Annotated in this window: 20 protein-coding genes and 1 tRNA gene; 12 read left to right on the top strand and 9 right to left on the bottom strand. The window is 60.8% G+C overall.

Annotated features, from left to right (window positions below; genetic code table 11):
* Positions 1-37 precede the first annotated feature (37 nt).
* Positions 38-1666, top strand: coding sequence for an NAD(P)/FAD-dependent oxidoreductase (locus K6117_RS06585; RefSeq protein ID WP_221793157.1), 1629 nt, complete (start codon positions 38-40; stop codon positions 1664-1666).
* 8 nt (positions 1667-1674) lie between these two features.
* Here K6117_RS06585 and K6117_RS06580 read toward each other — a convergent pair whose 3' ends face one another.
* The 3 genes from K6117_RS06580 to recJ all read right to left on the bottom strand — a co-directional run bounded on the left by K6117_RS06580 (position 1675) and on the right by recJ (position 4110).
* Positions 1675-2070 carry a ribonuclease HI family protein gene (locus K6117_RS06580; RefSeq protein WP_221793155.1) on the bottom strand — a complete coding sequence of 132 codons (396 nt, stop codon included), beginning with the start codon at positions 2068-2070 and terminating at the stop codon, positions 1675-1677.
* A 126-nt stretch (positions 2071-2196) separates the two neighbouring features.
* A tRNA-Glu gene (locus tag K6117_RS06575) sits at positions 2197-2272 on the bottom strand.
* Positions 2273-2355: 83 nt separating this feature from the next.
* Positions 2356-4110 carry a single-stranded-DNA-specific exonuclease RecJ gene (gene recJ / locus K6117_RS06570; RefSeq protein ID WP_221793153.1) on the bottom strand — a complete coding sequence of 585 codons (1755 nt, stop codon included), beginning with the start codon at positions 4108-4110 and terminating at the stop codon, positions 2356-2358.
* Positions 4111-4199: 89 nt separating this feature from the next.
* On the opposite strand from recJ, the gene K6117_RS06565 reads away from it, so the two are divergent.
* On the top strand, positions 4200-5615 hold the full coding sequence (locus tag K6117_RS06565; RefSeq protein WP_221793151.1) for an aldehyde dehydrogenase family protein: 1416 nt from the start codon (positions 4200-4202) through the stop codon (positions 5613-5615).
* Positions 5616-5619: 4 nt separating this feature from the next.
* Here K6117_RS06565 and K6117_RS06560 read toward each other — a convergent pair whose 3' ends face one another.
* A complete protein-coding gene (locus tag K6117_RS06560; RefSeq protein ID WP_343211751.1) occupies positions 5620-7227 on the bottom strand; it encodes an FMN-binding glutamate synthase family protein in 1608 nt (535 codons plus the stop codon).
* Positions 7228-7522: 295 nt separating this feature from the next.
* Positions 7523-8014: a hypothetical protein gene (locus K6117_RS06555; protein ID WP_221793149.1), complete on the bottom strand. Its 492-nt coding sequence runs from the start codon at positions 8012-8014 to the stop codon at positions 7523-7525.
* Between the two features lie 82 nt (positions 8015-8096).
* Between K6117_RS06555 and polA the strand changes: the two genes are divergently transcribed.
* Together polA and K6117_RS06545 are read left to right on the top strand one after the other, a co-directional pair.
* A complete protein-coding gene (gene polA, locus K6117_RS06550) occupies positions 8097-10904 on the top strand; it encodes a DNA polymerase I (RefSeq protein WP_221793146.1) in 2808 nt (935 codons plus the stop codon).
* Positions 10901-12379, top strand: a complete 1479-nt coding sequence (locus tag K6117_RS06545) for a lipopolysaccharide biosynthesis protein (RefSeq protein WP_221793144.1) — start codon at positions 10901-10903, stop codon at positions 12377-12379. Before polA ends, K6117_RS06545 begins: the two co-directional genes overlap by 4 nt.
* 18 nt (positions 12380-12397) lie before the next feature.
* Here K6117_RS06545 and K6117_RS06540 read toward each other — a convergent pair whose 3' ends face one another.
* Together K6117_RS06540 and K6117_RS06535 are read right to left on the bottom strand one after the other, a co-directional pair.
* On the bottom strand, positions 12398-13510 hold the full coding sequence (locus tag K6117_RS06540) for an NAD(P)/FAD-dependent oxidoreductase (RefSeq protein WP_221793142.1): 1113 nt from the start codon (positions 13508-13510) through the stop codon (positions 12398-12400).
* Positions 13507-14478 carry an alpha/beta fold hydrolase gene (locus K6117_RS06535; protein ID WP_221793140.1) on the bottom strand — a complete coding sequence of 324 codons (972 nt, stop codon included), beginning with the start codon at positions 14476-14478 and terminating at the stop codon, positions 13507-13509. Before K6117_RS06535 ends, K6117_RS06540 begins: the two co-directional genes overlap by 4 nt.
* A 46-nt stretch (positions 14479-14524) precedes the next feature.
* On the opposite strand from K6117_RS06535, the gene K6117_RS06530 reads away from it, so the two are divergent.
* From K6117_RS06530 to K6117_RS06500, 7 genes are all read left to right on the top strand, one after another.
* A complete protein-coding gene (locus K6117_RS06530; protein WP_221793138.1) occupies positions 14525-15052 on the top strand; it encodes an A24 family peptidase in 528 nt (175 codons plus the stop codon).
* Between the two features lie 45 nt (positions 15053-15097).
* Complete coding sequence (gene cpaB / locus K6117_RS06525; protein WP_221793137.1) at positions 15098-16135, top strand: Flp pilus assembly protein CpaB; 1038 nt, start codon at positions 15098-15100, stop codon at positions 16133-16135.
* A gap of 1 nt (position 16136) precedes the next feature.
* Positions 16137-17717: a type II and III secretion system protein family protein gene (locus K6117_RS06520; RefSeq protein ID WP_246604917.1), complete on the top strand. Its 1581-nt coding sequence runs from the start codon at positions 16137-16139 to the stop codon at positions 17715-17717.
* Positions 17718-17740: 23 nt separating this feature from the next.
* Positions 17741-18379: a CpaD family pilus assembly protein gene (locus tag K6117_RS06515; RefSeq protein WP_221793135.1), complete on the top strand. Its 639-nt coding sequence runs from the start codon at positions 17741-17743 to the stop codon at positions 18377-18379.
* A 1-nt stretch (position 18380) separates the two neighbouring features.
* A complete protein-coding gene (locus K6117_RS06510; protein WP_221793133.1) occupies positions 18381-19706 on the top strand; it encodes a pilus assembly protein CpaE in 1326 nt (441 codons plus the stop codon).
* Positions 19707-19791: 85 nt separating this feature from the next.
* Positions 19792-20766: a type II secretion system F family protein gene (locus tag K6117_RS06505; protein ID WP_221793131.1), complete on the top strand. Its 975-nt coding sequence runs from the start codon at positions 19792-19794 to the stop codon at positions 20764-20766.
* A 24-nt stretch (positions 20767-20790) separates the two neighbouring features.
* Complete coding sequence (locus K6117_RS06500) at positions 20791-21789, top strand: type II secretion system F family protein (RefSeq protein ID WP_221793129.1); 999 nt, start codon at positions 20791-20793, stop codon at positions 21787-21789.
* 48 nt (positions 21790-21837) lie between these two features.
* Here K6117_RS06500 and K6117_RS06495 read toward each other — a convergent pair whose 3' ends face one another.
* Both K6117_RS06495 and htpX read right to left on the bottom strand, forming a co-directional pair.
* Positions 21838-23136 carry an RsmB/NOP family class I SAM-dependent RNA methyltransferase gene (locus K6117_RS06495; protein WP_343211757.1) on the bottom strand — a complete coding sequence of 433 codons (1299 nt, stop codon included), beginning with the start codon at positions 23134-23136 and terminating at the stop codon, positions 21838-21840.
* Positions 23137-23139: 3 nt separating this feature from the next.
* Positions 23140-24048 (bottom strand): zinc metalloprotease HtpX, encoded by a 909-nt coding sequence (gene htpX / locus K6117_RS06490; RefSeq protein WP_221793127.1) that lies wholly within the window; start codon positions 24046-24048, stop codon positions 23140-23142.
* 91 nt (positions 24049-24139) lie between these two features.
* Between htpX and K6117_RS06485 the strand changes: the two genes are divergently transcribed.
* Entirely contained in the window at positions 24140-24334 is a 195-nt protein-coding gene (locus K6117_RS06485) for a DUF1674 domain-containing protein (RefSeq protein ID WP_221793125.1), read from the top strand.
* Positions 24335-24336: the final 2 nt, after the last annotated feature.

The following is a 24336-nucleotide window of genomic DNA, read 5'->3' as shown; positions in this document are numbered from 1 at the left end:
GATAGCATCACGGCATTATTCTCGTTAAAGGGACGGCATGCTCCGTTTGACAGATTTGAAACTGCCGCTCGATCACCCGAAAGAGGCGCTTGCCGGTGCGATATGCGCCCGGCTTGGCGTGTCCGCCGATGAAGTGACGGGCTTTAATATTGTGCGCCGTGGCAATGATGCGCGCAAGAAATCCGCGATCCAGATGGTCTATGCCGTGGATGTCGCGTTGACGGATGAGGCGGCGGTGTTTGCCCGTTTGGCCGATGATCCCCATGTCCGGCCCACGCCCGATACCGCCTATCGCTTCGTCACTAAGGCGCCCGCCGATTATAACGGTCCGCGTCCGGTCGTAATCGGGGCGGGGCCGTGCGGGTTGCTCGCGGCGCTGGTGCTGGCGCAAATGGGCTTTCGCCCGATCATTATCGAACGCGGCAAGGCAGTGCGCGAACGGACCAAGGACACTTGGGGCCTGTGGCGGCGCGGCGTGCTCGATCCGGAATCCAACGTCCAGTTCGGCGAAGGCGGCGCAGGCACGTTTTCGGATGGCAAGCTCTACAGCCGGATCAAGGACCCGCGCCATTTGGGACGCAAGGTGCTGACCGAATTCGTCAAGGCCGGTGCGCCTGCTGAAATCCTGACGGAAGCCCATCCCCATATCGGCACGTTCCGGCTGGTGACGATGGTGATGAGCATCCGCGAAACGATTGAGGCGCTGGGCGGCGAATATCGTTTTCAGACGCGGGTCGATGATGTCGATATTGCGGTTGATGCGGATGGCACGCGCAAGATGCGGGGGCTGAAACTCAGCACTGGCGAATATCTGGCGGCTGAACAGGTGATCCTCGCCGTTGGCCATAGCGCGCGCGATACGTTTCAGATGCTCTATGATCGCGGCGTCTATGTGGAGGCCAAGCCCTTTGCGGTGGGTGTGCGGATCGAACATCCGCAATCATGGATCGACAAGGCGCGTTATGGTGCCTCTGCCGGTCATCCCGATCTGGGGGCGGCGGCCTATAGCCTGTCGCACAAGGCCAGCAATGGCCGCACGGTCTACAGCTTTTGCATGTGTCCGGGCGGGACTGTCGTTGCGGCCACGTCCGAAGAAGGGCGCGTTGTCACCAATGGGATGAGCCAATATTCGCGGGCCGAACGCAATGCCAATTCCGGCCTTGTCGTCGATATCGATCCGATGCGCGATTATCCGGGCGGGCCGATGGCGGGCATCGCGTTTCAGCGCCATTGGGAGTCGCTCGCTTATGTGGCCGGTGGATCGACCTATGCCGCGCCGGGGCAGCGGCTGGGCGATTTCCTTGCGGGCCGGGCATCGACCGCATTGGGGAGCGTGATCCCCTCTTATCGCCCGAATGTGCATCCGACCGATTTGAAGCAATGCCTGCCCGATTTCGTGGTGGACGCGATCCGCGAGGCCTTGCCGGTCTTTGGGCGGCAGTTGCCGGGCTATGACCATCCTGATGTCGTGCTGACGGGTGTGGAGACGCGCACATCGTCGCCGGTGCGGTTCACGCGCGGCAAGGACTGCCAGAGCCTGAACACCATCGGGCTATATCCGGCAGGCGAAGGCGCGGGCTATGCTGGCGGGATTCTCTCGGCGGCAGTCGATGGCATCCGCGTGGCGGAGACGCTGGCGTTGGAAATCATGCCGCAACAGGGCTGAGTTATACTTCAGCCACTTGCGTGTTTGCGGGCTAGGGCAATGCCAGCCAGATTATGCGACCGCCCGACATGGCGCAGCGTCAGCCGGGTGAACTGGCTGGCCAGCGTGTTGAACTGTGCCTGATGGATTTTCAGCGCAGGCGTGCGGCATTTCCACTGGCCCTTGGCCTGTTGGATGACCAACATGGAATCACCCCATAGATCGAGATCGTCCGCACCCAGCGCTATGGCGATTTCAAGGGCGTAGAGCAGTGCCAGCCACTCCGCATCATTGTTGGTGCCGGTGCCGATGTCATTGCGCTCATAGACCTGTCCACGCGCCACCACGGCGATTTCCATCGGGCCGGGATTGGGACGACAGCCGCCATCGAAAAATAGTTTCAGCCGTTGGCGATGCTCAGTCATGCGCGACTGTCCCGATTGCGCGCGGCGCTGTCAATGACACAGGCTGGCAATATGCGGATAGATGTATGAAACCACCAGCCAGATCGCTTGTCCCATTGCATCTCGCAAATGGGCAAAGCGTTGAAATGGTGACCCCTACGGGAATCGAACCCGTGTTTCAGCCGTGAAAGGGCCGCGTCCTAGACCGCTAGACGAAGGGGCCACATCGCTGTGGTGAAGGGGCCTTTACGGGGTGACTCAGGAGTGGTCAACCCCCGCAAAGGCGATTTTTGATTTAGCTGTGGATCAATCTGCAAAAGCCGCATCGTCGATATGCATTTCTGCGGCCGGACGGCTGCCCCAATCGTCCTTCTTGATCCGCCCTGCCAGCCATAAGCGGCGGTCGCGCGGCAGGGCCAACAGGATCTGGCCAAGTTCCTGATCCGCCAGACGGAAGCCCATCGCCTTGAATGACCCGCCATCATCGCCGCTGACGATCATCCGCAGATGGTTCTGCCCGACAATGTCCGCTTTCACGATCCGGACCGGCCCGGTGACGATGCGCGGCGCGGGCCAGCCCATGCCAAATGGTCCGGCGGCCTCCAATTGTTCGGCGAGGCCGGGATTGATTCCGCGCGGCGCGGTGATGGTATCGACCAAGAGCATCCGATCAAGGCTGGCGGCGGCGACATCGCCTGCTAGACGATCATTGAGGAAATGGGTGAGGCCGTCGACCTGATCGGCATTGATGGTGAGGCCCGCCGCCATCGCATGGCCGCCACCGCCGACCAACAGGCCGTGATCGCGCGCCGCCAGCACGGCAGCGCCGAGATCGACCCCGGTGATCGACCGGCCAGAGCCTTTGCCGATGCCGTCTTCATCAATGGCGATGACAATGGCGGGGCGGTTGAATTTTTCTTTCAGCCGACCGGCGACGATGCCGATCACGCCGGGGTGCCAGCCTTGGCCTGTCGCGACGATGACCGGCATATTGGCCTGTGATACGCACGCTGCCTCGGCTTGTTCCTGCACCTGCGCCTCAATCGCGCGGCGTTCTTCGTTCAGCCGGTTCAGCTCTGCCGAAATCTCGCGGGCCTCGTCTTCATCTTCGGTGATGAGCAGGCGGACGCCGAGATCCGATTTGCCGACACGCCCGCCCGCATTGATGCGCGGGCCAAGGGCAAAGCCAAGATCGCTGCATTGCGGGGCGCGTTCCAGCCGTGCCGCCGACAACAGGGCGTTCAGGCCAATGTTGCGGCGATTGGCCATGACCTTCAACCCCTGTGCCACAAAGGCGCGGTTGAGACCCTTCAGCGCCGCGACATCGGCAACCGTGCCAAGCGCGACAATATCGAGCAATGGCAGGATCGATGGCTCTGGCTGGCTGGCAAAGCGCCCACGCCCGCGTAATTCGCGCACCAGTGCCGCCGCCAGCAAAAAGGCGACCCCCACGGCGGCGAGATGACCATGCAGCGCGGCCTCGGGATGTTCATCCAGCCGGTTCGGATTGACCAGCGCCAGCGCCTCTGGCAGCGCCGCCACGCATTGATGGTGATCGACGACCATGACATCCAGCCCGGCGGCCTTGGCCATGCCCAGCGCCTCAAATGCCTGTGCGCCGCAATCGACGGTGACGACCAGTTGCGCGCCCTGCTGGCCTAGTTCGACCAGCGCCTTGCCGGACGGGCCATAGCCCTCCAGCAAGCGGTCGGGGATATAATAGCCCGCCTGATTACCCAAGGCCCGCAACAGGCGGATAAGCACCGCCGCCGATGTTGCGCCATCGACGTCATAATCGCCGAAAATGACCACGCGCTCATTGCGTTCGACCGCATCGGCCAGTCTTTTGGCGGCGGTCTCCATGTCCTGAAATAGCGATGGGTCCGGCATGAAATCGCGGATCGTCGGGTGGCGATGGCGGTCCAGATCATAGGGCGGGACACCGCGCCCCAGCAACAGGCTGTCCAATAATTGGTCGGGGGTGCCATCATTGGCAAGATAACGCCAGTGCCACGCTTGGCCTGTCATGGAGGTCGGGATTGATTGGATTTTTGGACGCATGAGACAAGCCTTATGCCGTCGCGCGGGGACTGTCCATTGCCACTGCAAGGCGTACGCGATAACGCCCCATAATCGCGCAGGAGGCACAGATGGACGCATTGGCACATTATATCGACGGGCAATGGGTGCAGAGCCAAGGCCGCAGTCAAGACATCGTCAATCCGTCAAATCGCGCGGTGATCGGCAAAGTGGCGCTTGGCACCGTGGAAGAGGGCGAGGCGGCGATCATGGCGGCACGGCGGGCCTTCCCTGCATGGTCCGCAACCAGTGTCGACACGCGCCTTGGCTATTTGCGGGCGATTCTTGATGCGCTGGTCGTGCGGAATGAAGAAATGGCAGACCTCATCTCCTTGGAAATGGGTGCGCCGCGCTGGCTCGCGCAGGGGGCGCAGGCCCCGTCCGGTGCGCAGCAGTTTCGCGAAACGATCAAGGCAGCGGAAAACTACCAGTTCGAATATGCGATGGGCAGCACGCTGATCCGGCGCGAGGCGGTGGGTGTGTGTGCGCTCATCACGCCATGGAACTGGCCGCTCAATCAGGTCGCGGCAAAGGTCGCCCCGGCCTTGGCGGCGGGGTGTTGTATGGTGTTGAAACCGAGCGAACTGGCCCCGTATGACGCCTTGTTGTTCGCGCAGATCGTGGATGAGGCGGGGGTGCCGCCGGGGGTGTTCAACCTTGTGTTTGGCGATGGCGCGATGTTGGGTGATGCGCTGACCCGCCACGCACAAGTGGACATGGTCTCCTTCACCGGATCGACCCGCGCAGGCATGGCGATTGCGGCCAATGCCGCCCGGACGATCAAGCGGGTGGCGCTGGAACTGGGCGGCAAGTCCGCCAATATCATCCTTCCCGATGCCGATCTGGCGGCGGCCATTCCGGCCAGCATCACGACCTGCATGAACAATAGCGGGCAAAGCTGCATCGCTGCGACCCGATTGCTGGTGCCTGCCGCGCATTATGATGAGGTGAGGGCGCTCGCCAAACAGGCGGCGGAGGCGATGACGCTCGGGCCGCCCAATAGCGATGCCGAGATCGGGCCGATTGCCAATGAGGCGCAATATCGGCGCGTGCTGGATCATATCGCGCGGGCCAAGACGGATGGGGCGGAACTGATCGCGGGTGGCGGCGATTGCCCGGCGGGGCTTGCGCCGGGGTTGTTCGTGCCGGTCACGATCTTCGGGCAAGTCACGCCCGATATGGCGATAGCGCAGGACGAAATCTTCGGTCCGGTGCTGGCGATCATGCCCTATGACACGGTGGAAGACGCGATCCGCATCGCCAATGATACGCCTTATGGCCTGTCGGGGCAGGTCTGGGGCAAGGATCATGCGTCGGCGCTGACGGTGGCAAAGCGACTACGCACCGGCATGGTGCATGTGAATGGCGCGCCGCTCGATCCGGCGGCTCCTTTTGGCGGTTATAAAATGTCCGGCCTTGGCCGCGAATGGGGCGTGCAGGGGCTGGAGGAATTTCTGGAGGTCAAAGCGGTCGCTGGCGGAGCCTAAGCCCCTAGGCCGGGTCGAAACTATCCGCCCGCGCTATGCGCCATTGATCGGCATAATGTTCAAACGCGCAATCGCCGGTCAGTAATGCACCGGGGGCGAGATATTCGAACACGCGGTCGAAGGTGCGGATTTCGGTCGGGCTGATCCGTCGTGCGAGATGTTGCGGACGGATTTTGGCTGGATGGTCCAGCCCCGCCGCCGCCAGCAATTCCGCCAGCACATGCAAGGTGCGATCATGATAAGCGCGAACGCGTTCGGCCTTGTCCTTTACCACCAATGCACGTTGACGGCCCGCATCCTGCGTCGCCACCCCGGATGGGCAGCTATTATTGTGGCAAGAGAGCGATTGGATACAGCCCAAGGCAAACATATAGCCGCGCGCCGCATTGACCCAATCCGCGCCCAACGCCATCGCGCGGGCGATGTCAAACGCGCTGATGATCCGGCCCGCCGCGCCGATCTTCACCTTGTCGCGCAAGCCTGCGCCGACAAGGCTGTTATGGACGAACAGCAGCCCTTCGCGCATTGGCGTGCCGATATGGTCGCTGAATTCCGCCGGAGCCGCCCCGGTGCCGCCTTCGCCGCCATCGATGACGATGAAATCCGGCACGATCCCGCTTTGGAGCATCGCCTTGACGATCGCCATGAATTCCCAGCCATGCCCGATGCACAGCTTGAACCCAACCGGCTTGCCGCCTGATAAACGGCGCAATTCGGCGATGAAGGCCAGCATCTCCAATGGCGTGGAAAAGGCCGAATGGCTGGGTGGCGAGATGCAATCTTGGCCCATCGGTACACCACGGGTCAGCGCGATTTCCGCCGTCAATTTCCGCGCAGGCAAAATGCCGCCATGGCCGGGCTTTGCGCCTTGGCTGAGCTTGACCTCGATCATGCGGACCTGCGGGGAGCTGGCTTGCAGCGCAAATTTATCGGGGTCGAACTGACCATCCTCGGTACGGCAACCATAATAGCCGCTGGCGATCTGCCACACGAGGTCGCCGCCAAATTCGCGGTGATAGGCGCTGATGCTGCCTTCACCGGTATCATGGTAGAACTGGCCCAACGCCGCGCCTTTATTGAGCGCGCGCACTGCATTGGGTGACAGGGCGCCGAAGCTCATGGCCGAGATGTTGAACACGCTCGCGGCATAGGGCTGGCTGCATTGGTCATTGCCGATCGTGATGCGAAAGCCGTCCGGGTCGGCGGGGGCATGGGCGCGCGCCGAATGCTGGATGAATTCATAGCCGGTGTCATAGACATCGCTGAGCGTGCCGAAGGGTTGGTCCGACGAGACGCCTTTGGCGCGACGGTAGACCATTGAACGCTGGGCGCGGGAAAAGGGGACGGGGGCGTTTTCGTCCTCGATCAGATATTGACGCAATTCGGGCCGCACCGTTTCCACCAGCCAGCGGACATGGCCGATCACTGGATAATTGCGCAGCACGGCATGTTCGGTCTGCATCATATCCCAGACTCCCAACAGCACCAGCATCCCGGCAAAGAGCGCAAGCGCGATCCCCATCGGGCTGTGCACCCCTAGGCTGATGCTCGCGATTAGCGCGACAATGCAGAGTATGAAAAAGAGATGGCGGCCAAAAATCTGGCGGATCATGTCGATTTGCCTTTCCCCCGATGGCCGACAGCGGCAATCCGGCGGGACCATCATGCCCTATCGGTTGCCGCAGATGCAACCGTTCGCGATAGCAACGCTTGAGTTGCATTAAGATTATTGTTTTTCAGTATCTTGTTAGTTAAACCTCTGTCGAAATCGCAAATATGGGGCGATATAGGTCTTCGCGCAACGTGCGCTTGATATCGATGTTGATCGGGGTCTGTGCAGCGCTCCAGTACCTCTACGCCATCACCCATCGGTTCTAATAATTTATCTTAGATTAACTTCATAAATATCAGTTTTTGCAGTTTATTGCGGCGGAATCGATGGCGGATGCCGCGCCACGCAGGCGGTAGCTATCGGCAAAACCCTGTCCGGTGCTGGAGACGGCCTCCACGCTGATGCTGCGACCGGACCGCATCGACTGGATGATCGCCAGATCTTGGCTGGCGCTCGCCGCCCATGCATCCGAGCCTCGCCCGGTCAGGGCGAAGCGGCGTTGGTCGATGGTCGCGGTGATGCGGCTGCCGGGGCGCAGGTTGAACCGCAGGCGGACATGCAATTGGCCATAGGTTTTTTGCGCCGGGTAGAAACCGATCGACACAAAGGGCTTCCATTCCCGCCCGGGCATCGCGCTTGTTGGCCTAGCAATGGCAAAACATCGGGGCGGTGCCTCGTCGCGAAATGCGCCCCAATTGTGATAAATGCCCAATGTTTCCCGCGCATGCGCCGCCTGCCCACCGATCAGGGCAAGCGTCAGGATGAAAATATGGCCCCGTGTGCGCATCGTCCAAGGCTTTACTGTTGATAGGGGGAGGATTGCAATCGCTCTAGGCGAAGCAGGCCGTTTCCGGTAAGGCTTCCGCCCCATGGCGCAGGAACATCTCTATCTCGTTGACGGCTCGGGTTATATCTTCCGGGCTTATCACCGCCTCCCGCCGCTCACGAACCCGCGTGGCGAGCCGGTGAACGCGGTTTATGGTTTTACCACGATGATGTGGAAGCTGGTCGACGATCTGCACAAGGCCGATGGACCGACCCATTTGGCGGTGATTTTCGATGCATCGGGCAAGAGCTTTCGCAATGAGATTTATGATCAATACAAGGCGCATCGTCCGCCCGCGCCGGAAGATCTTGTCCCGCAATTTCCATTGATCCGCGATGCGACCCGCGCTTTTTCTCTGCCGTGCATCGAACAAATGGGCGTGGAGGCGGATGACATCATCGCGTCTTATGCGCTGGCCGCCCATCAGCGGGGGTGGAAGGTCACGATTGTATCGAGCGACAAGGATCTGATGCAGCTGATCCAGCCGGGCATCGACCTGTATGATCCGATGAAGAATGTCCATCTCGGCCCGGAAGCGGTGATCGAGAAATTCGGCGTGGGGCCGGAACAGCTTGGCGATGTGCTGGCCCTGATGGGTGATAGCGCGGATAATGTGCCGGGCGTGCCGGGGATCGGGCCGAAAACCGCGTCCAAGCTGATTGCCGAATATGGCGATCTGGATAATGTGCTGGCGTCTGCACCAGCGATGAAAAAGTCGAAGATGCAGGAAAATCTGATCGCCCATGCCGATATGGCGCGGTTGTCGCGGACGTTGGTGACGCTGAAGGGCGATTGCGACCTGCCCGATGCGATTGACGATATGGCGATCAAGGGCATCCCGCCGGAACCATTGCGAGCGTTTCTCGATCATCAAGGCTTTCGCACGCTCTTGGCCAAGGTCAAGGGCGGTTCGGGCGATGCGGGCCTTGCCGGCACGGTACAAAATCGTTTCAGCACGAATGGCGAGGCCAGTGCGCCTGCCGTTGCCGCTGCGCCGGTGGTGGCCGCGCATGGGCCGGAAAGTTTCGATCACGACGCCTATGAGACTGTCGTCGATGTGGACGCGCTCGACCGTTGGATTGCCGAGGCGACGGCCTTGGGCGTGGTCGCGGTTGATACCGAGACCGATGCGCTCGATTCCATCGCGGCGCGGCTGGTCGGGGTCAGCCTTGCGACCGGTCCTAACCGTGCCTGCTATATCCCGCTTGGCCATGGCGGCGGCGATTTGCTGTCGGAAGTGCCGGTGCAAATCCCGATGCAAACGGCCATCGCGCGGTTGAAGCCGTTGCTGGAAGACCCGGCGGTGCTGAAAATCGGGCAAAATCTGAAATATGACCTGAATGTGCTGGCGCGGCACAATATCCATGTCGCGCCCTTTGATGATACGATGGTGTTGAGTTTCGATCTTGATGCCGGGCTGCATGGCCATGGCATGGATGAATTGTCGGTCGAACATTTTCAATATCAGCCTATCGCGTTCAAACAGGTCTGCGGCACGGGCAAGAGCCAGATCGGGTTCGACAAGGTCGATCTGCGTGCGGCCACGCGTTATGCCGCCGAGGATGCGGATGTGACGTTGCGGCTGTGGCAGCGGTTGAAGCCACGGCTGGCGCGGGAGCATGTGACCCGCGTGTATGAAATGGTCGACCGGCCCTTGGTGGCGGCGGTCGCGGGGATCGAACGCCATGGCGTGAAAGTCGACCGCGAGGCCTTGTCCCGGCTGTCCACCGAATTCGCCCGCGAAATCGCGGTGCTGGAGGGCGAGATTTTCGCGCTCGTCGGCGAACCCTTCACCATCGGCAGTCCCAAGCATTTGGGCGAGGTGCTGTTCGACAAAATGGGTCTGAAGGGCGGACGCAAGGGGAAAACCGGCGTCTATTCGACAGATGTGACCGAGCTGGAACGGCTGGCGGGCCAAGGGGTTGAGGTCGCGCGCAAGGTGCTCGATTGGCGGCAATTGTCGAAGCTGAAATCCACCTATACCGATGCGCTGCTGGCCCAGATCAATCCGGACAGCGGGCGGGTGCATACGAGCTACAGCCTTGTCGGCGCACAGACCGGGCGGCTCTCATCGACCGAACCGAATTTGCAGAATATCCCGGTGCGCACCGCCATCGGGCGGCAAATCCGCACGGCATTCATTGCCGAGCCGGGCAATGTCATTCTGGCCGCCGACTATAGCCAGATCGAGTTGCGGCTGGCTGCGCATATGGCGGATGTGCCGGAATTGAAGGCGGCCTTTGCGGCAGGTGAGGACATTCACGCGGCGACGGCGCGGGAATTGTTCGGCGAGGTCAATCGCGACACGCGCGGGCGGGCGAAGACGATCAATTTCTCGATCCTGTATGGCATTTCGCGCTGGGGCCTTGCCGGGCGGCTGGAAACATCGCCGGAAGAGGCACAGGCGATGATCGACGCCTATCACGCGCGTTTCCCTGGCATTTCGCGTTATATGGCGGAAACCATCGCACAGGCGAAAGAGAGCGGCTTCACCACGACCTTATTTGGCCGAAAATGCCATTTTCCCCGGTTGAGCAGCGCCAATGGCGCGGAACGCCAAGGGTCGGAACGCGCCGCGGTCAATGCCCCGATCCAAGGGACCAGCGCAGATATCATCAAGCGGGCGATGGTCCGCATGGGCCCGGCGCTTGAGGCGGCGGGGCTTCATCATGTCCGGATGTTGATGCAGGTGCATGACGAACTGGTGTTTGAATTGCCCGAAGGCGATGTCGAGGCCGCGAGCGCGATCATTCGCGATGTCATGGCCAATGCCGCCGAACCTTTGGTGCAATTGAGCGTGCCGTTGGAAGTGCAGATCGGCCATGGCCCGAATTGGGATGCAGCACATTGAGCGAGAACGGCGGCGATAAGGATATTCAGGCGCTTGCCAAGGGCGGGCGGACGAATGTCGTCGGCTTCGGCCTGCGCCTCGCCGCGCGGATTCCGTTCCTGTTCATCGCGGGCCGCTGGTATGGCGAGGAGGCACTCGGGCGCTTTGCTTATGCCGTGCTGGTCGTCGAACTGGCAGCGCAATTGGCGACATTGGGACTGAAACGCGGATTGGCGGAACAGCTTTCCGCGGCCAAGCGTCACCCGGTCTGGGTGGTGTGGGATGCGTTGTTGCTGGGAACGCTGGCCTCGGCGCTGGCGGCGATTTTGCTCGCGATTTTTCCACAGATCATGTTTCCCAATTCGCAGATCAACGGGCTGGAAGGGCTGTTGCCGCTGACGATCTTTGCCTTGGCGGGGTCGGATATTGCGCTGGCGGCGCTGGCCTATCGCCATGATGTCGCCTCGACCGTGCGGGCGCGGGCGGTGATCGAGCCTTGGGCGATCAGCATCGGGGCCTTTGCCTTCTCCTTTTATTCGCTGCGGGACGGGTTGATCATGTCCTATGTGCTGTCGATGCTGGCGGCATTATTGGCATCGCTTTGGCCATTTATCCGCGCTTATGGCCTGCCACAGGGCTGGCGGCCACATCCGGGCGTGTTGTTTGCGACCGTCCGGCGCAATGTCCCGCTCGCGGCGGCGGATGCGGTGGAATGGGCATCGCGACGGATCGATATTGCGATCCTCGGCCTGTTCTTTTCGCCCGCCATCGTCGGCATCTATTATGTCGCGCAACAGGTCGCGAGTCTGCCGCAAAAGCTGAAAACCAGCTTTGATCCGATCCTTGGCCCGGTCATCACCCGCAATCTGAAAGAAGGCAATCGCGTGGCGGTGGCCAAGCAGGTGTCGCAGGTCGGCTTCTGGATCATCGCCGCCCAGACCGGTATCGGCCTTGCGCTCGGCCTGCCGGGCGAGGCGGTGATGGGCCTTGTCGGTGCGAGCTTTGTGAGCGGCACCGGGGCGCTGGCGTTCCTGTTGGCGGCAGAGGCGGTTGCGGCGACGGCGGCGGTATCGGAAAGCGCATTGGTCTATGTCGCGCGGCATCTTAATCTGATGATCTCGCTGTCGATGATCGCGGTGCAGGCGGCGTTGAGCGTGATATTTATCCTGATCATGCGTGATGCCGGCATGTCTATCGCGGCGCAGGCGGCGGGGCCGGCCATCGCCTTGTGCGTTGCTCTTGGCCTTGCGTCGATTGCCAAGGCGCGATTGCTGTCCCATTTGCTGGGCGCGCCGGTATCGGGCTGGCGCTGGGCGTTGGTCTGGGCGAGCGGTGCTGCAACTTTGGTCGGCGGTGCATTCACCTTGTTGCCCAAGTCGTTTGAATGGGTGGAACTGGCCATCGGCATTCCGGCGGTGCTGGGCGTATATGGCCTGATTATCTGGCGGCGCGGCTTTGGCGCGGATGACCGGGCCTTATTTGCCAAAAAGGGCTGAAGTCCGTTTATCCGTCAATCAGGCGAAGCGGTCGGGTAGATAGGGGCGGTGATCGACGCCTGCCGCAAAATCGAGTGGGGCTTCATCCAGCAATATCGCGGCGGCAATGGCGGCGGCGGCAGGTGCGGTCTGAATGCCGAACCCCCCTTGGCCTGCGAACCAGAAAAAGCCTTTGGCCTTGGGATCAGGCCCATAAACGGGCAGGCGATCCGGCGCAAAGCTGCGCAAGCCCGCCCAACGGCGTTCGACCTTGATCACCCGCCAGTCAGTCGAGCGTTCCAGCCTGTCAATCGCGAGCGCCACATCCAGCTCATCCGGCGCGACATCGGATGGTGGCATCGGGGTTTCGTCATGCGGCGACAGCCAGAGCCGTCCGTCCGCTTCCGGCTTGAAATAAAAGCGGCCGGCAAGGTCAATCACCAGCGGCATCTGTTCCGCTGCCGGTGTATCGAGTTGGACCTGCACGATCGTGCGCCGCAACGGCGAGATCGCAATGGGCAGCGCGCCCGCTAGCGCGGCGATCTCGCCCGCCCATGCGCCCGCCGCGTTGACGATGCGTTCGGCATGGAAAATGCCTTGCGCGGTGTTAATTTCCCAGCCACCCGCATCGGGGCGGAGCGCGGTGACGCGCTGGCGGGTGAAGATTGTCGCGCCATCGCGCCTTGCCTTGGCCAGACAGGCCTGATGCAAGGCCGCCACATCAATGTCGGTGCAGCTTGGTTCCAGCACCGCATGCGCCCAGTCGGGCTTTAGGTGCGGGACCATTTGTTGGCACGCAGCAGCATCGGGCTGTTCGAAGGCGATGCCACTATGCGCAAAGGCATCAAGAAACGCCGCGCGGTCGGCCAGCGCGGATTCATGGGCAATGTGCAATGCGCCGCGTGGCCGCAGGAAAGTTTGCCCGCCATAATCGGCGGGGGGGTGGTGGAGCCATGGGCCGGAGGCGGTCGTCAGCGGTTGGACGCCGGGGCCGCCATAGCTTTCGTTCCAAAAGGCGGCGGATCGCCCGGTCGCGTGATAGCCGGGCTGGTCTTCTTGTTCCAGCACGACAACAGACATGCACCCGGCCAATGCCGCCGCAAGGCTGGCCCCCGCCATACCGCCACCGATGATCGCCAATTGAAACTTCATGCGGGGCGCGGTGCCACATCGTCCAGAAAGGCGTCAATCGCGTTCATCGCCTGATCGCGATATTGATCCGTTTCTCGCAGCAATTCATGAAAGGCACCGTCGATCATCAGCGTGCGGACATCGGCAAGGCGCGCTGCTGCTGCCTGTGTTGCCCGATTGGCGACGAGCCGATCACGACCCGCCATCATCATCAATAGCGGCGTATCGATGCGTTCCAACATGCCGGGCCGATGGAGCAGGGCCAAGGAACGGAATGCCGCGCGCAGCCAGCCCCAGCTTGGCGGGCCGAGTTCCAATGACGGCTGGCGGGCGATCCAGTCCTGTTCGTCTGCATAACGATCCGCATCATGGGTGAGGAGCTGCGCGCGGTTCAGCCACGGCAATAACGGGCGTTCGGCGCGTCGCCATGCGGCATGGCGCGCAAGGCCGAGATGGCACAATATATCGGCGATCTGCAATGCCCAGCTTTCCGGCAAGGGGCCGGTGGGCAGGCCGAGCATCGGCGCGGACATCGCAACGGCATCGACGCGAATGCGTTGTTCGGCCAGTGCGCGCAATGTGACATGGCCGCCCATGCTATGCGTCACCAGCACATGGGGCGGGGGCGTATGGCGCTGCCAATGATCGATGATGCGGGCGAGATCATCGACGAAAACGGCGTAATCATCGATATGACCGATATGGGGATTGGCGAGCAATCGCCCCGAATCGCCCTGACCGCGCCAATCAAAACCGGATATATTCCAGCCAGATTGGTGCCATTGATTGATCGCGCAGAGATATTTTTCGAAAAACTCGCCAAGGCCGGTGATGAACATCAGGCTGCCACGGGGTGGTGCTGAACCGCCTGCTAGATCATTAATCGATTGATAATCAAAGACGCGCACCGGCCAGCCGTCCACCATCGGGACCGTGCCAATCTCCATGCCGGGCGGATGGGTGCGAAGGGCGATGCGTGTTTCTGTCATGTCTCTGGTTAGCCATTATTAACTCTCAGCGTCTAGTGGCTGATTTATGGCGATTAATATTCCTCTGATTCTTTCGGTGTTGCCGATCCTGATTCTCTTGTGCGCAGCATATGGTGATTTGCGGTCGCGGACCATCGAACATTGGATTGTGATCGCAATGGCGGTCACTGCACCGTTGTTCTGGTGGTCTTTGCATTTGCCGATTTTGCCGGATTATGCGTGGGGAGCGCACCCTTGGTTGCAGTTTGCGTCGCTGTTCGACCCGGCCTCTGTCGTGATGATTGTCGCGCTTGCATTTGCGACATTGTTCTTTTTTATGCTGTTCTTTGTGGCTGGCTGGATGGGTGGCGGCGATGTCAAGCTATTGGCAGCGCTCGCTTTGTGGCTGATGCCTTGGGAATTGCCAAAGATGCTGGTGATCGAGGCGATTGCCGGGGTCGTCGTGACGATTGCCGCCGCCATACATCATCATGGCAACCATAAACCGGGCAAAACCGAGGTGCCGCGCGGCATCGCCATCGCGTTCGCGGGCATTTGGATAATCGTTGAACGTTATTTTAACCAATTTGGATGAAACTGCATTTGGGTCGGTATGATCCGGCAGGAGGCTGAAGACGTCATGGATGTGAAGAAGATAGCATTGTTGGTCGGCGCGCTGGTCGTGGCTGCGATCACAGCGCTCATGGCCAAGAGCATGTTTTCGGAACGCGGCGCTGCGGCGCCTCAGGCGGAAGCGGCCATCGCGCAAACCGGTCCCAAGATCCTCGTAGCGACGCGGCCATTGCCGGTCGGGACGATCATCACGGCGGATGCGTTTCGTTTTCAGCCATGGCCCAAGGAATTGATCCAGTCGGCCTATTTTCTGGAAGGCACCGCCGATCTGGCGTCGCTGACTGGCACGGTCGTCCGTCACGCGGTGACAGCGGGTGAGCCGGTGACGCAGGGCGCGTTGGTCAAGCCGGGGGATCGCGGTTTTATGGCAGCGGCACTTGGTGCCGGGATGCGCGCGATCACGGTGGCAGTATCGATGCAATCGGGCGTGGCCGGCTTTATTTTCCCGGGCGACCGGGTTGATCTGGTGCTGACCCAAGAGGTTACAGGCGGTGGCGATGGCCCGCCGTTGAAGGCGGCGGAAACGATTATCAGCAATTTGCGCGTGCTGGCGACCGACCAGCGCACCAACAGCGTTAACGCCGATGGCAAGACCGAGGTCAAGCCATTCGCCAGCGTCACGCTGGAAGTGACGCAGCGCATCGCAGAAAAGATCGCGGTGGCGCAGGCGATTGGCGAGCTGACTTTGTCCTTGCGTTCTATCGCCGATAATGCGGCGGAACTTGAACAGGCGATTGCCTCGGGCGCGGTGAACATGCCGGAAGGCGCGGACGGAAAGACCGAGCGCGCGATGCTGGCATCCCTGATGTCGCGTCCGCGCGATACGAATACCAGCGTCATGACGGGTGGCGAAGTGTCACGATATCAGCGGCGTACCGTTCCGGGCAAGGCTGCGGCAGCCGATCCGACAAGGATGCAGCAACCAAGCATGGCATCGACAGGTGGCGGACCGGCAACCGCAGGCGGTGGGTCTGGTTCGGTGGGGTCGATCGTTCGTATCGCGCGGGGCAACACCGTCAGTCCAACGCCGGTTGGGGGAAATTGAAATGAAGCGTAAAATGACATTTCTGGATCGCGGGATGAGCGCGATTTTCGCGGCGACGATCGCCACCGGCATGGCCTTGGCGGTCAATGTGGTCCCGGCCAATGCCGCGGGTACGGCCAGCAGCCCCCGTGAACTGATCACGCTTTCCATTGGCCGTGGCCAGATGGTGCGTCTCTCGGGGACGATGTCGGACTTGTTTGTCGCCGATCCTGCGGTGGCCGATGTGCAGGCGCCTTCCACCCATGAATTGTTCGTATTCGGCAAGGGCGCGGGTGAAACGACCGTCTATGCCACCGACGCGAGCGGTAATGTGCTGTATTCGGCACATGTCCGGGTGGGCGAGAATTTCGACTCTGTCACCTCGATGTTGCGGACAGCCATGCCGGAATCGAAGATTCAGGCGGCCACCATGAACAAGACGGTCTTGCTGACCGGCACAGTCGCGACGCCGGAAGATGTGGGCGAGGCGCAGCGTCTGGCGCAGGCCTATGTCGGCGACGGCATCAAGATTATTTCACGCCTGAAGACTGCGACGCCATTGCAGGTAAATTTGCAGGTGCGCATCGCCGAAGTCAGCCGTGATTTCAGCAAGAAAATCGGGGTGAACCTGACATCGCTCGATAACACCGGGGGCTTTTTGTTCGGCATCGGTCAGGGCCGGGGTATCGGCACGATCGAATCGAGCGCCGCCGGGACGGCCTATAAATTTTCGAACCTGCTTACGGCTGGGTCAACGACATTGGCGGGCGCGGGCAAGGTGCTCGGGATGAATTTGATGGGCGCACTCGACCTTGGTGAAAAGGACGGGACGGTGACGACCCTCGCCAATCCTAATCTGACGGCATTATCGGGTGAAACCGCCAGCTTCCTTGCGGGTGGTGAATTCCCGATCCTGGTCGCACAGGGGCAGGGCACCGTCGCGATTGAATATAAAGCTTATGGCGTCAGCCTTGCCTTTACCCCGGTCGTGTTGACCGATGGTCGCATTTCGATGCGCGTCCGTCCGGAAGTATCGCAATTGAGCGATGCCGGTTCGGTCGATTTGAACGGTTTCAAAGTGCCGGGCATCCTGACCCGCCGCACAGAAACCACGGTGGAACTTGGTTCGGGCCAAAGCTTCATGATCGGCGGCCTGTTGTCGAACAGCCAGAATAACTCGGTAGAAAAGGCCCCGGGCCTCGGCGATCTGCCGGTACTTGGCGCATTGTTCCGGTCCAAGAGCTTCCGTCGCAACGAATCAGAGTTGATGATCGTGGTCACGCCCTATCTCGTCCAGCCGGTATCGGCCAATGCGATTGCCCTGCCGACGGATGGATATAAGTCGCCAACCGATATCCAGAACTTCATCGAAGGCAAAACATTTGATGGCAAGTCGGGCGAAAAACGCCCCGTGCCAAAGGCTGCACCACCCGCAGTATCGGGACCGGCAATCGGCACCAGCGGTGACGCGCGCGATGTGCAATCGCCAGCCGCTATAGGTGGGGCCATTGTCGAGGAACAGGTTGCCGCGAACAACGCCACCGCGAAGCCGCGCAAGGGCAAGTCCGGCGTGCCAGCCGCCACCCCCGGCTTCAGCTTTTGATGCGCAACAGGAACAGGAGAAACATGATGTCGCTTCGTCCGTCACTCGCGCTCATGGCGCTTGGTATGACCCTTGCCGCTTGTGGTCCCGTCAATCGCGGCCTTGAATCCGTGAACCAGCCGATTGTCCAGCGCACCGATTATGTCTTTGACGTCCGCAGTGGCGGCGAAGGTCTGGTGTCGGGCGAAGCACAGCGGCTGGAGGATTGGTTTTCGACGCTGGAACTGCGCTATGGCGATCGCGTGTCGGTGGATGCCGGCACGTCGCGAGGTCCGCAGGCAGGCCGCGATGCCGTGGCATCGGTGGTCGCGCGCTTTGGCCTGCTGCTGGCCGATACGGCGCCGCAACTGGCGGCGGGTGAACCTGCCCCCGGCGCCGTCCGCGTGATCGTAAGCCGGACCACCGCGAGCGTCCCGAACTGCCCGAACTGGTCGCGCTCATCGCAACCGGAATTCCAAGGCTCGGGCATGTCCAATTATGGCTGTGCCATCAATGCCAATCTGGCAGCGATGGTCGCCAATCCCCAAGATCTGGTGCGCGGTCAGGCGGGGGCATCGGCGGGCGATGCCGCCGTGGCCTTCAAGGCGATCGACGTTTATCGCAAGACACCCCCGACCGGCGAGAAGGGTCTGAAGCTCGAGAAAATTTCAGAGGGGAAATAAGATGAACGCACCTTGGAATCCAGCGCGCGGCTCTATGCATCGCGAGCCATTTATCGGCTTTGTCTGTGATGATGCGACCGCCGAATTCGTCAAGCCGGTCGCCGCCGAATTCGGCTGGTCGATTGAAAAGATCAACAAGGGCGGGCTGCGGAATGCGGTCCAGACCTTGTCGGTTTCCGCCAGCCCGCACGTCCTGTTTGTCGATATGTCGGAATCGGTCAATCCGTTGCAGGATATCAATGCGCTGGCCGAAGTGTGCGAACCCGGCACGGTGGTGATTGCCGCCGGGCATGTGAATGATGTGCGGCTCTATCGCGATTTGCTGACGAGCGGCATTCAGGATTATCTGCTCAAGCCATTTACGCCGGATCAACTGCGCGATGCCTTTGCCCATGCCCAGATGGTGCTGGCTGGTCCGCGCAATGCGGATGGCGCACCGGCCCGGCCACATTCGTTGACGGCGGTGATCGGCATTCGCGGCGGGGTAGGCGCATCCAGCGTGGCGACATCGCTGGCCTGGAGCTTTGCCGAGAAGAAACAGCGCCTGACGGCGTTGCTTGATCTTGATCTGCATTTTGGCACGGCGGCGCTGTCAATGGATCTGGAGCCGGGTCGCGGTTTGGTCGATGCGATTGAAAATCCGGGCCGGATCGACGGGCTGTTTCTCGAACGCGCAATGGTGAAAGCGAGCGACATGTTGTCGATCCTGTCCGCCGAAGCATCGATGAACCGTCCGATGTTGACCGATGGCAGCGCGTTCTTTCAATTGCAGGAAGAAATCCGTGCCGCCTTTGAATGCACGGTTGTCGATATCCCGCGCAACATCCTGATCCAGCACCCGCATCTGTTGCATGTGGTCAATGCCGTGGTGGTGGTGACCGAACTGACGCTGGCCGCGACGCGCGATATGATGCGCTTGTTGGGCTGGTTCAAATCCAATGCGCCCGCCGTGCGCATCATTGTCGTCGCCAACAAGGTGCCGGTGGTCGGGGGCAGCGAGATTTCCCGCAAGGATTTTGAAAGCTCGATCGAACATAAGATCGATTATGTCATCGGCTTTGACCAGAAAGTCGCGGTGCAAGCCACGAAACTTTGCCGGACGCTGGCGGATGTGGGCAAGGGCAATCGCCACTTCAACCCATTGGGCGAACTGGTGGAAGAATTGCTCGCCTTGTCGGATGGCACGGATGATGGCGCCGGTTATGGCGCGGGCAAATCTGGCGATGGTGCAAAATCGGCAAAGGCGGCGGGCGGTCCCACGCTGATGAACAAGCTGAATGAACTGAAGGCCATGTTGCCGAGCAAGGGCAAAGCCAAGGTCGGGTGATGGGCAGTCAAATTTTCTCTGTGCACGAGATTGATCCGCGCGCCGGATCGTGCCGTGTCGCCGAGACAAGACGGGAAGATGGGCAATGACGATGATACAGACCATCATGTTGGGCGCTGGCGTCCTGACTGTTATGTTGCTGTTGATGGGCCTGTCATCCGGGCCGTCTGCCAACAAAATGGCTGCCAAGCGGTTGGAAGGATTGAAGGAACGCTATAGTTCCAATTCCAGCGTGACGGTGCAGGCGCAGTTGCGCAAGATTGTCGCCAATCGCCAGACCCGGCTGGACAATGTCATGTCGCAGTTCATCCCCCGGCCTGCCTTGTTGCGGGAACGCATCTTGCGGACCGGCAAGAACTGGACCCTGCCGCAATATATGATGGCATCAGGCGGTTTATCGCTGATGGTCACCATCATTTTGCTGGTCAAGGGCATGCCCATTATTTTTGCCATTGTCGCCGGTTTTCCGGTGGGTCTAGGCATGCCGCACATGGTGGTGAACTCCCTCATCAAGCGGCGTGTCCACGCCTTCACCGTCAAATTCCCCGATGCGATCGATTTGCTGGTGCGTGGTTTGCGTTCAGGTCTGCCGATTTCTGAAACTCTCAGTCTGGTCGGGCAGGAAGTGCCGGGGCCAGTGGGGGTCGAATTCCGAAACGTGTCCGATAAAATGCGGATTGGCCGGACAATGGACGTGGCGTTGCAGGAAACCGCCGATCGTCTTGGTACGCCGGAATTCCAGTTCTTTTGCATCTCGATTGCCATTCAGCGTGAAACCGGGGGCAACCTTGCGGAAACCTTGTCGAACCTTGCCGATGTGTTGCGCAAGCGTTCGCAGATGAAGCTCAAGATCAAGGCGATGTCATCCGAATCCAAGGCATCCGCCTATATTATCGGTTCATTGCCGTTCATCGTGTTCGGGCTGATCTGGTTCATCAACGACAGCTATATGCAGGGCTTCTTCGTCGAACAGCGTTTGATGATCGCGGGTGGGGCCGGGATGGTCTGGATGTCGATCGGGGCGATCATCATGGCCAAGATGATCAGCTTTGAAATCTGATCGCGGCCAGAGGGAATAGAGACCATGAACAATAACCTAGGTCCGACCATCATGGGTGTGGATGTCGCACTGGTGGGGACGACTTTGGCTGGTGTGGCGACATTGGCCATCATGGTCGCGATCTATGCCGCGACCACTGTCCGTGATCCAATGGCCAAGCGGGTCAAGATGCTGAACGATCGGCGCGATGAACTGCGTGCCGGCATCACCAAAGTAGCCACTGCCACTGGTCGCAGGGCCAAGCTGGTGCGCAAGAATCAACATACCGACTGGATCAAGGCCGTACTTGAACGGTTCCAGATGTTGCAGGGTGAACAGTTGCGCGCGGCACAGATCAAATTGATGCAGGCGGGCATTCGTTCCAAAGACCTTGCCGTGGCGGTCATTTTTGGGCGTCTTGTCTTGCCGATCGTGATCGGTGGCGGGATGGCCATCGGCGTTTATGTGTTGGATTGGTTTCCCTTATGGTCGCCGCTCAAACAGTTCATGCTTGTCGCCGGATCGCTGATCGTTGCTTACAAAGCACCTGATATTTATGTGCAAAACAAGGTGCAAAAGCGCAGCGATGCCATTCGCAAGGGGTTGCCGGATGGGCTGGATCTGCTCGTCATCTGCGCCGAGGCAGGTCTGACCGTCGATGCCGCTTTTGGCCGTGTCGCGCGGGAGTTGGGCAAGGCCTATCCTGAATTGGCAGATGAATTCGCGCTGACATCGATTGAACTGAGCTTTTTGACCGAGCGTCGTCAGGCGTTTGAAAATCTCTCGATGCGGGTGAATTTCGATTCCATCCGCGGCGTGGTGTCGACCATGATCCAGACCGAGAAATACGGTACGCCGCTCGCCAGTTCGTTGCGCGTCCTGTCTGCGGAATTTCGGAATGAACGGATGATGCGGGCGGAAGAAAAGGCCGCGCGGTTGCCGGCGATCATGACGGTGCCGCTGATTCTTTTCATTCTGCCGGTGTTGTTTATCGTTATCCTTGGGCCTGCGGCCTGTTCGATCTCCGACGCATTTGGGATGTAAGCTATGTGCCGGGGCAATGGCGACAGCCTCGCCCCGGCACGCATTTTATCAGCGGTATTTGAGCCGCGCGATGAAAAAGCCGTCCAGCCCGCCTTGTTCGGCGATCATGCCGGGCAGCAACCGGACCCAACCGCGATCATTTGCCGGGATGCCTGCGGGTAGTTCGTCTGCGGTGATCGGGTCGATCATGACATCGGGATGGCGTTCGAGAAACGTCTCGATCTGTTGTTCGCCTTCCGCCGGTTCAAGCGAACATGTCGCATAGACAAGCTTGCCCGAAGGTTTCAGCCAACCGAGCGCACGGTCGAGCAATTCTGACTGGAGTTCGGCGAGCGTCGCAATATCCTTGGGCCGCACCCGGTGCAGCACATCCGGGTGGCGACGGAAAATGCCGGTGGCGCTGCACGGCGCATCCAGCAGGATCGCATCGAATTGCGCATCGGTCTGCCATTTGCGGACATCGTCCACCACGATTTCCGCATCGAGCGACGTGCGTTCGAGATTCTCCAACAGCCGCCGCATCCGTTTTTCGGACAGGTCGAGCGCGGTGACTTTCCAGCCTGAAGCCGCCAATTGCATCGTCTTGCCGCCGGGCGCGGCGCACAGGTCGAGCGCGTCGCCGCCACGGCTGTTGCCCAACAGGCGGGCAGGCAGCGAAGCCGCGAGATCCTGCACCCACCATTCGCCCGAGGCAAAACCTTCAAGCGCCGGGATCGCTGCATTGTCGTGCAGGCGGACATGGCCGGGGGCAAGGCTATTGCCGCCCAGACTGTCGCAAAAGCCTTGGGTCGCGGCGGCATCGCGCAAAGTGATATCGGTCGGCGGCGGGCTGGCCAGCGCCTGTTTGGCCGCCGACAGCACATTCATGCCCCATGCGCTGCCCCAGCGCATCGCGACGGGTTCAGGCAGGCTGCCGCGATCATCGGGCAGGGTTGCGCCCTTGCGCAACAAGGTGCCGAGCACACCATGGACCAGCCGTTTCGGCCCGCCCTCGACCAAGGGCAGGCAGGTCGCGATCACCGCATGGGCCGGGGTTTTCAGCACCAGCGCCTGCACCAAGGCGATCCGCAGCACCATTCGCGCCTTGGCATCCATTGCCAGCGGCTGGGCCGTGGCGGAATCGATCAATTGATCAAGGTCGCCAAGGCGGCGCAGCACATGGCCCGCAATCGCATGGGCGAAGGCGCGATCTTCCGAACGCTCCAGACCTTTGGTGGCCGTCGACAGGGCCGCTTCCAACGGCGTGCCGGTACGCAGCACCGCATCCAACAGGCGCAACGCTGCGCGGCGGCTGTTCAGGCCCGCAATTTGGGCATTGGCGCTTTCGGAAGGGTCGATTTCGGAAATGGTTCAGCTCCGCGCGTTCGGGTCGAGTGCGCTTCGACGCGCCGAGCGTGGCACAACCGAAGGTGCGCTCCCATAGCTTGTCGGGCCTCCCATGTCCCGCGCAATCTGTTCCAGCGCGGCAATCCGGCTTTCGGTCGCGGGATGGGTGGAAAAGAGCGAACTGATGCTGGTCGGCACAATATAGAGTTGCGCTGCTGCCGGGTTATGTTGTGTGACCGGATCGGGAATGCGGGTGGCCGCGCCCGAAATCTTGGCCAAGGCCGATGCGAGCGCGCGCGGATTGCCGCTGATTTCCGCGCCAGCACGGTCGGCCCCATATTCGCGGGTGCGGCTGATCGCCATTTGCACGATCATCGCCGCAAAGGGCGCGACGATCACGGCCAGCAACGCGGCCATGCCCGCCGAACGATTGTCGTTGGAACGGAAAAACATCCCGAAATTTGCTAGCATCGAAATCGCCCCGGCAATGGTGGCGACCATTGTCATGATCAACGTGTCGCGGTTGCGGACATGGCCCAGTTCATGCGCCATCACGCCCGCGATTTCATCCGGGCTGAGCATCTGAAGCAGGCCGCTGGTGGCGGCAACGGCGGCATTTTCGGGGTTGCGGCCCGTGGCAAAGGCATTGGGGTTCGGGTTATCGATGATATAGACCTTGGGCATCGGCATTTGCGCGCGCAGGGCCAGTTGCTGCACCAGCGCATAAAAATCGGGCGCTGAGCGGGCATCGACCTCGCGCGCGTGATGCATGCGCAAGACGATCTTGTCCGCGTTCCAATAAGTGAACAGATTCATGGCCGCAGCGACGATGAGCGCGATCATCGCACCGCCCGATCCGCCGAGCATGAAACCCATGCCCATGAACAATGCCGTCAGCGCGGCCAGCAACATCATCGTCTTGACGGTATTCATCTTGAGTCTGGAACCTCCTTGGCGCTAGAATGGGGTTTAGCCTGCCTTTGTGCAATGCCTGCCTTTGAGCGATAATTGAGTCTGGTGAAAAATGTCCGTTGAACATCCCAAGACGACCCCCGGCCAACGCCCGGCCCATGTGAAGGCCCCGTCCTATCTGACACCGAGCCCGCCCTTGCCTGCGCCCCAGCCCGTGGTAGCGGCGGAAGAACATGGCGGTCGCAACGGGTTGGACCCGGTGCGTTATGGCGATTGGGAACTCAAAGGCATTGCGGTGGATTTTTGACG

This window comes from Alteraquisediminimonas sediminicola (assembly GCF_019740335.1).
GTDB classification, from domain to species: domain Bacteria; phylum Pseudomonadota; class Alphaproteobacteria; order Sphingomonadales; family Sphingomonadaceae; genus Alteraquisediminimonas; species Alteraquisediminimonas sediminicola.
The sequence above is the reverse complement of the archived record's forward strand: the minus strand, read 5'-3'. Positions and strand labels throughout refer to the sequence as shown.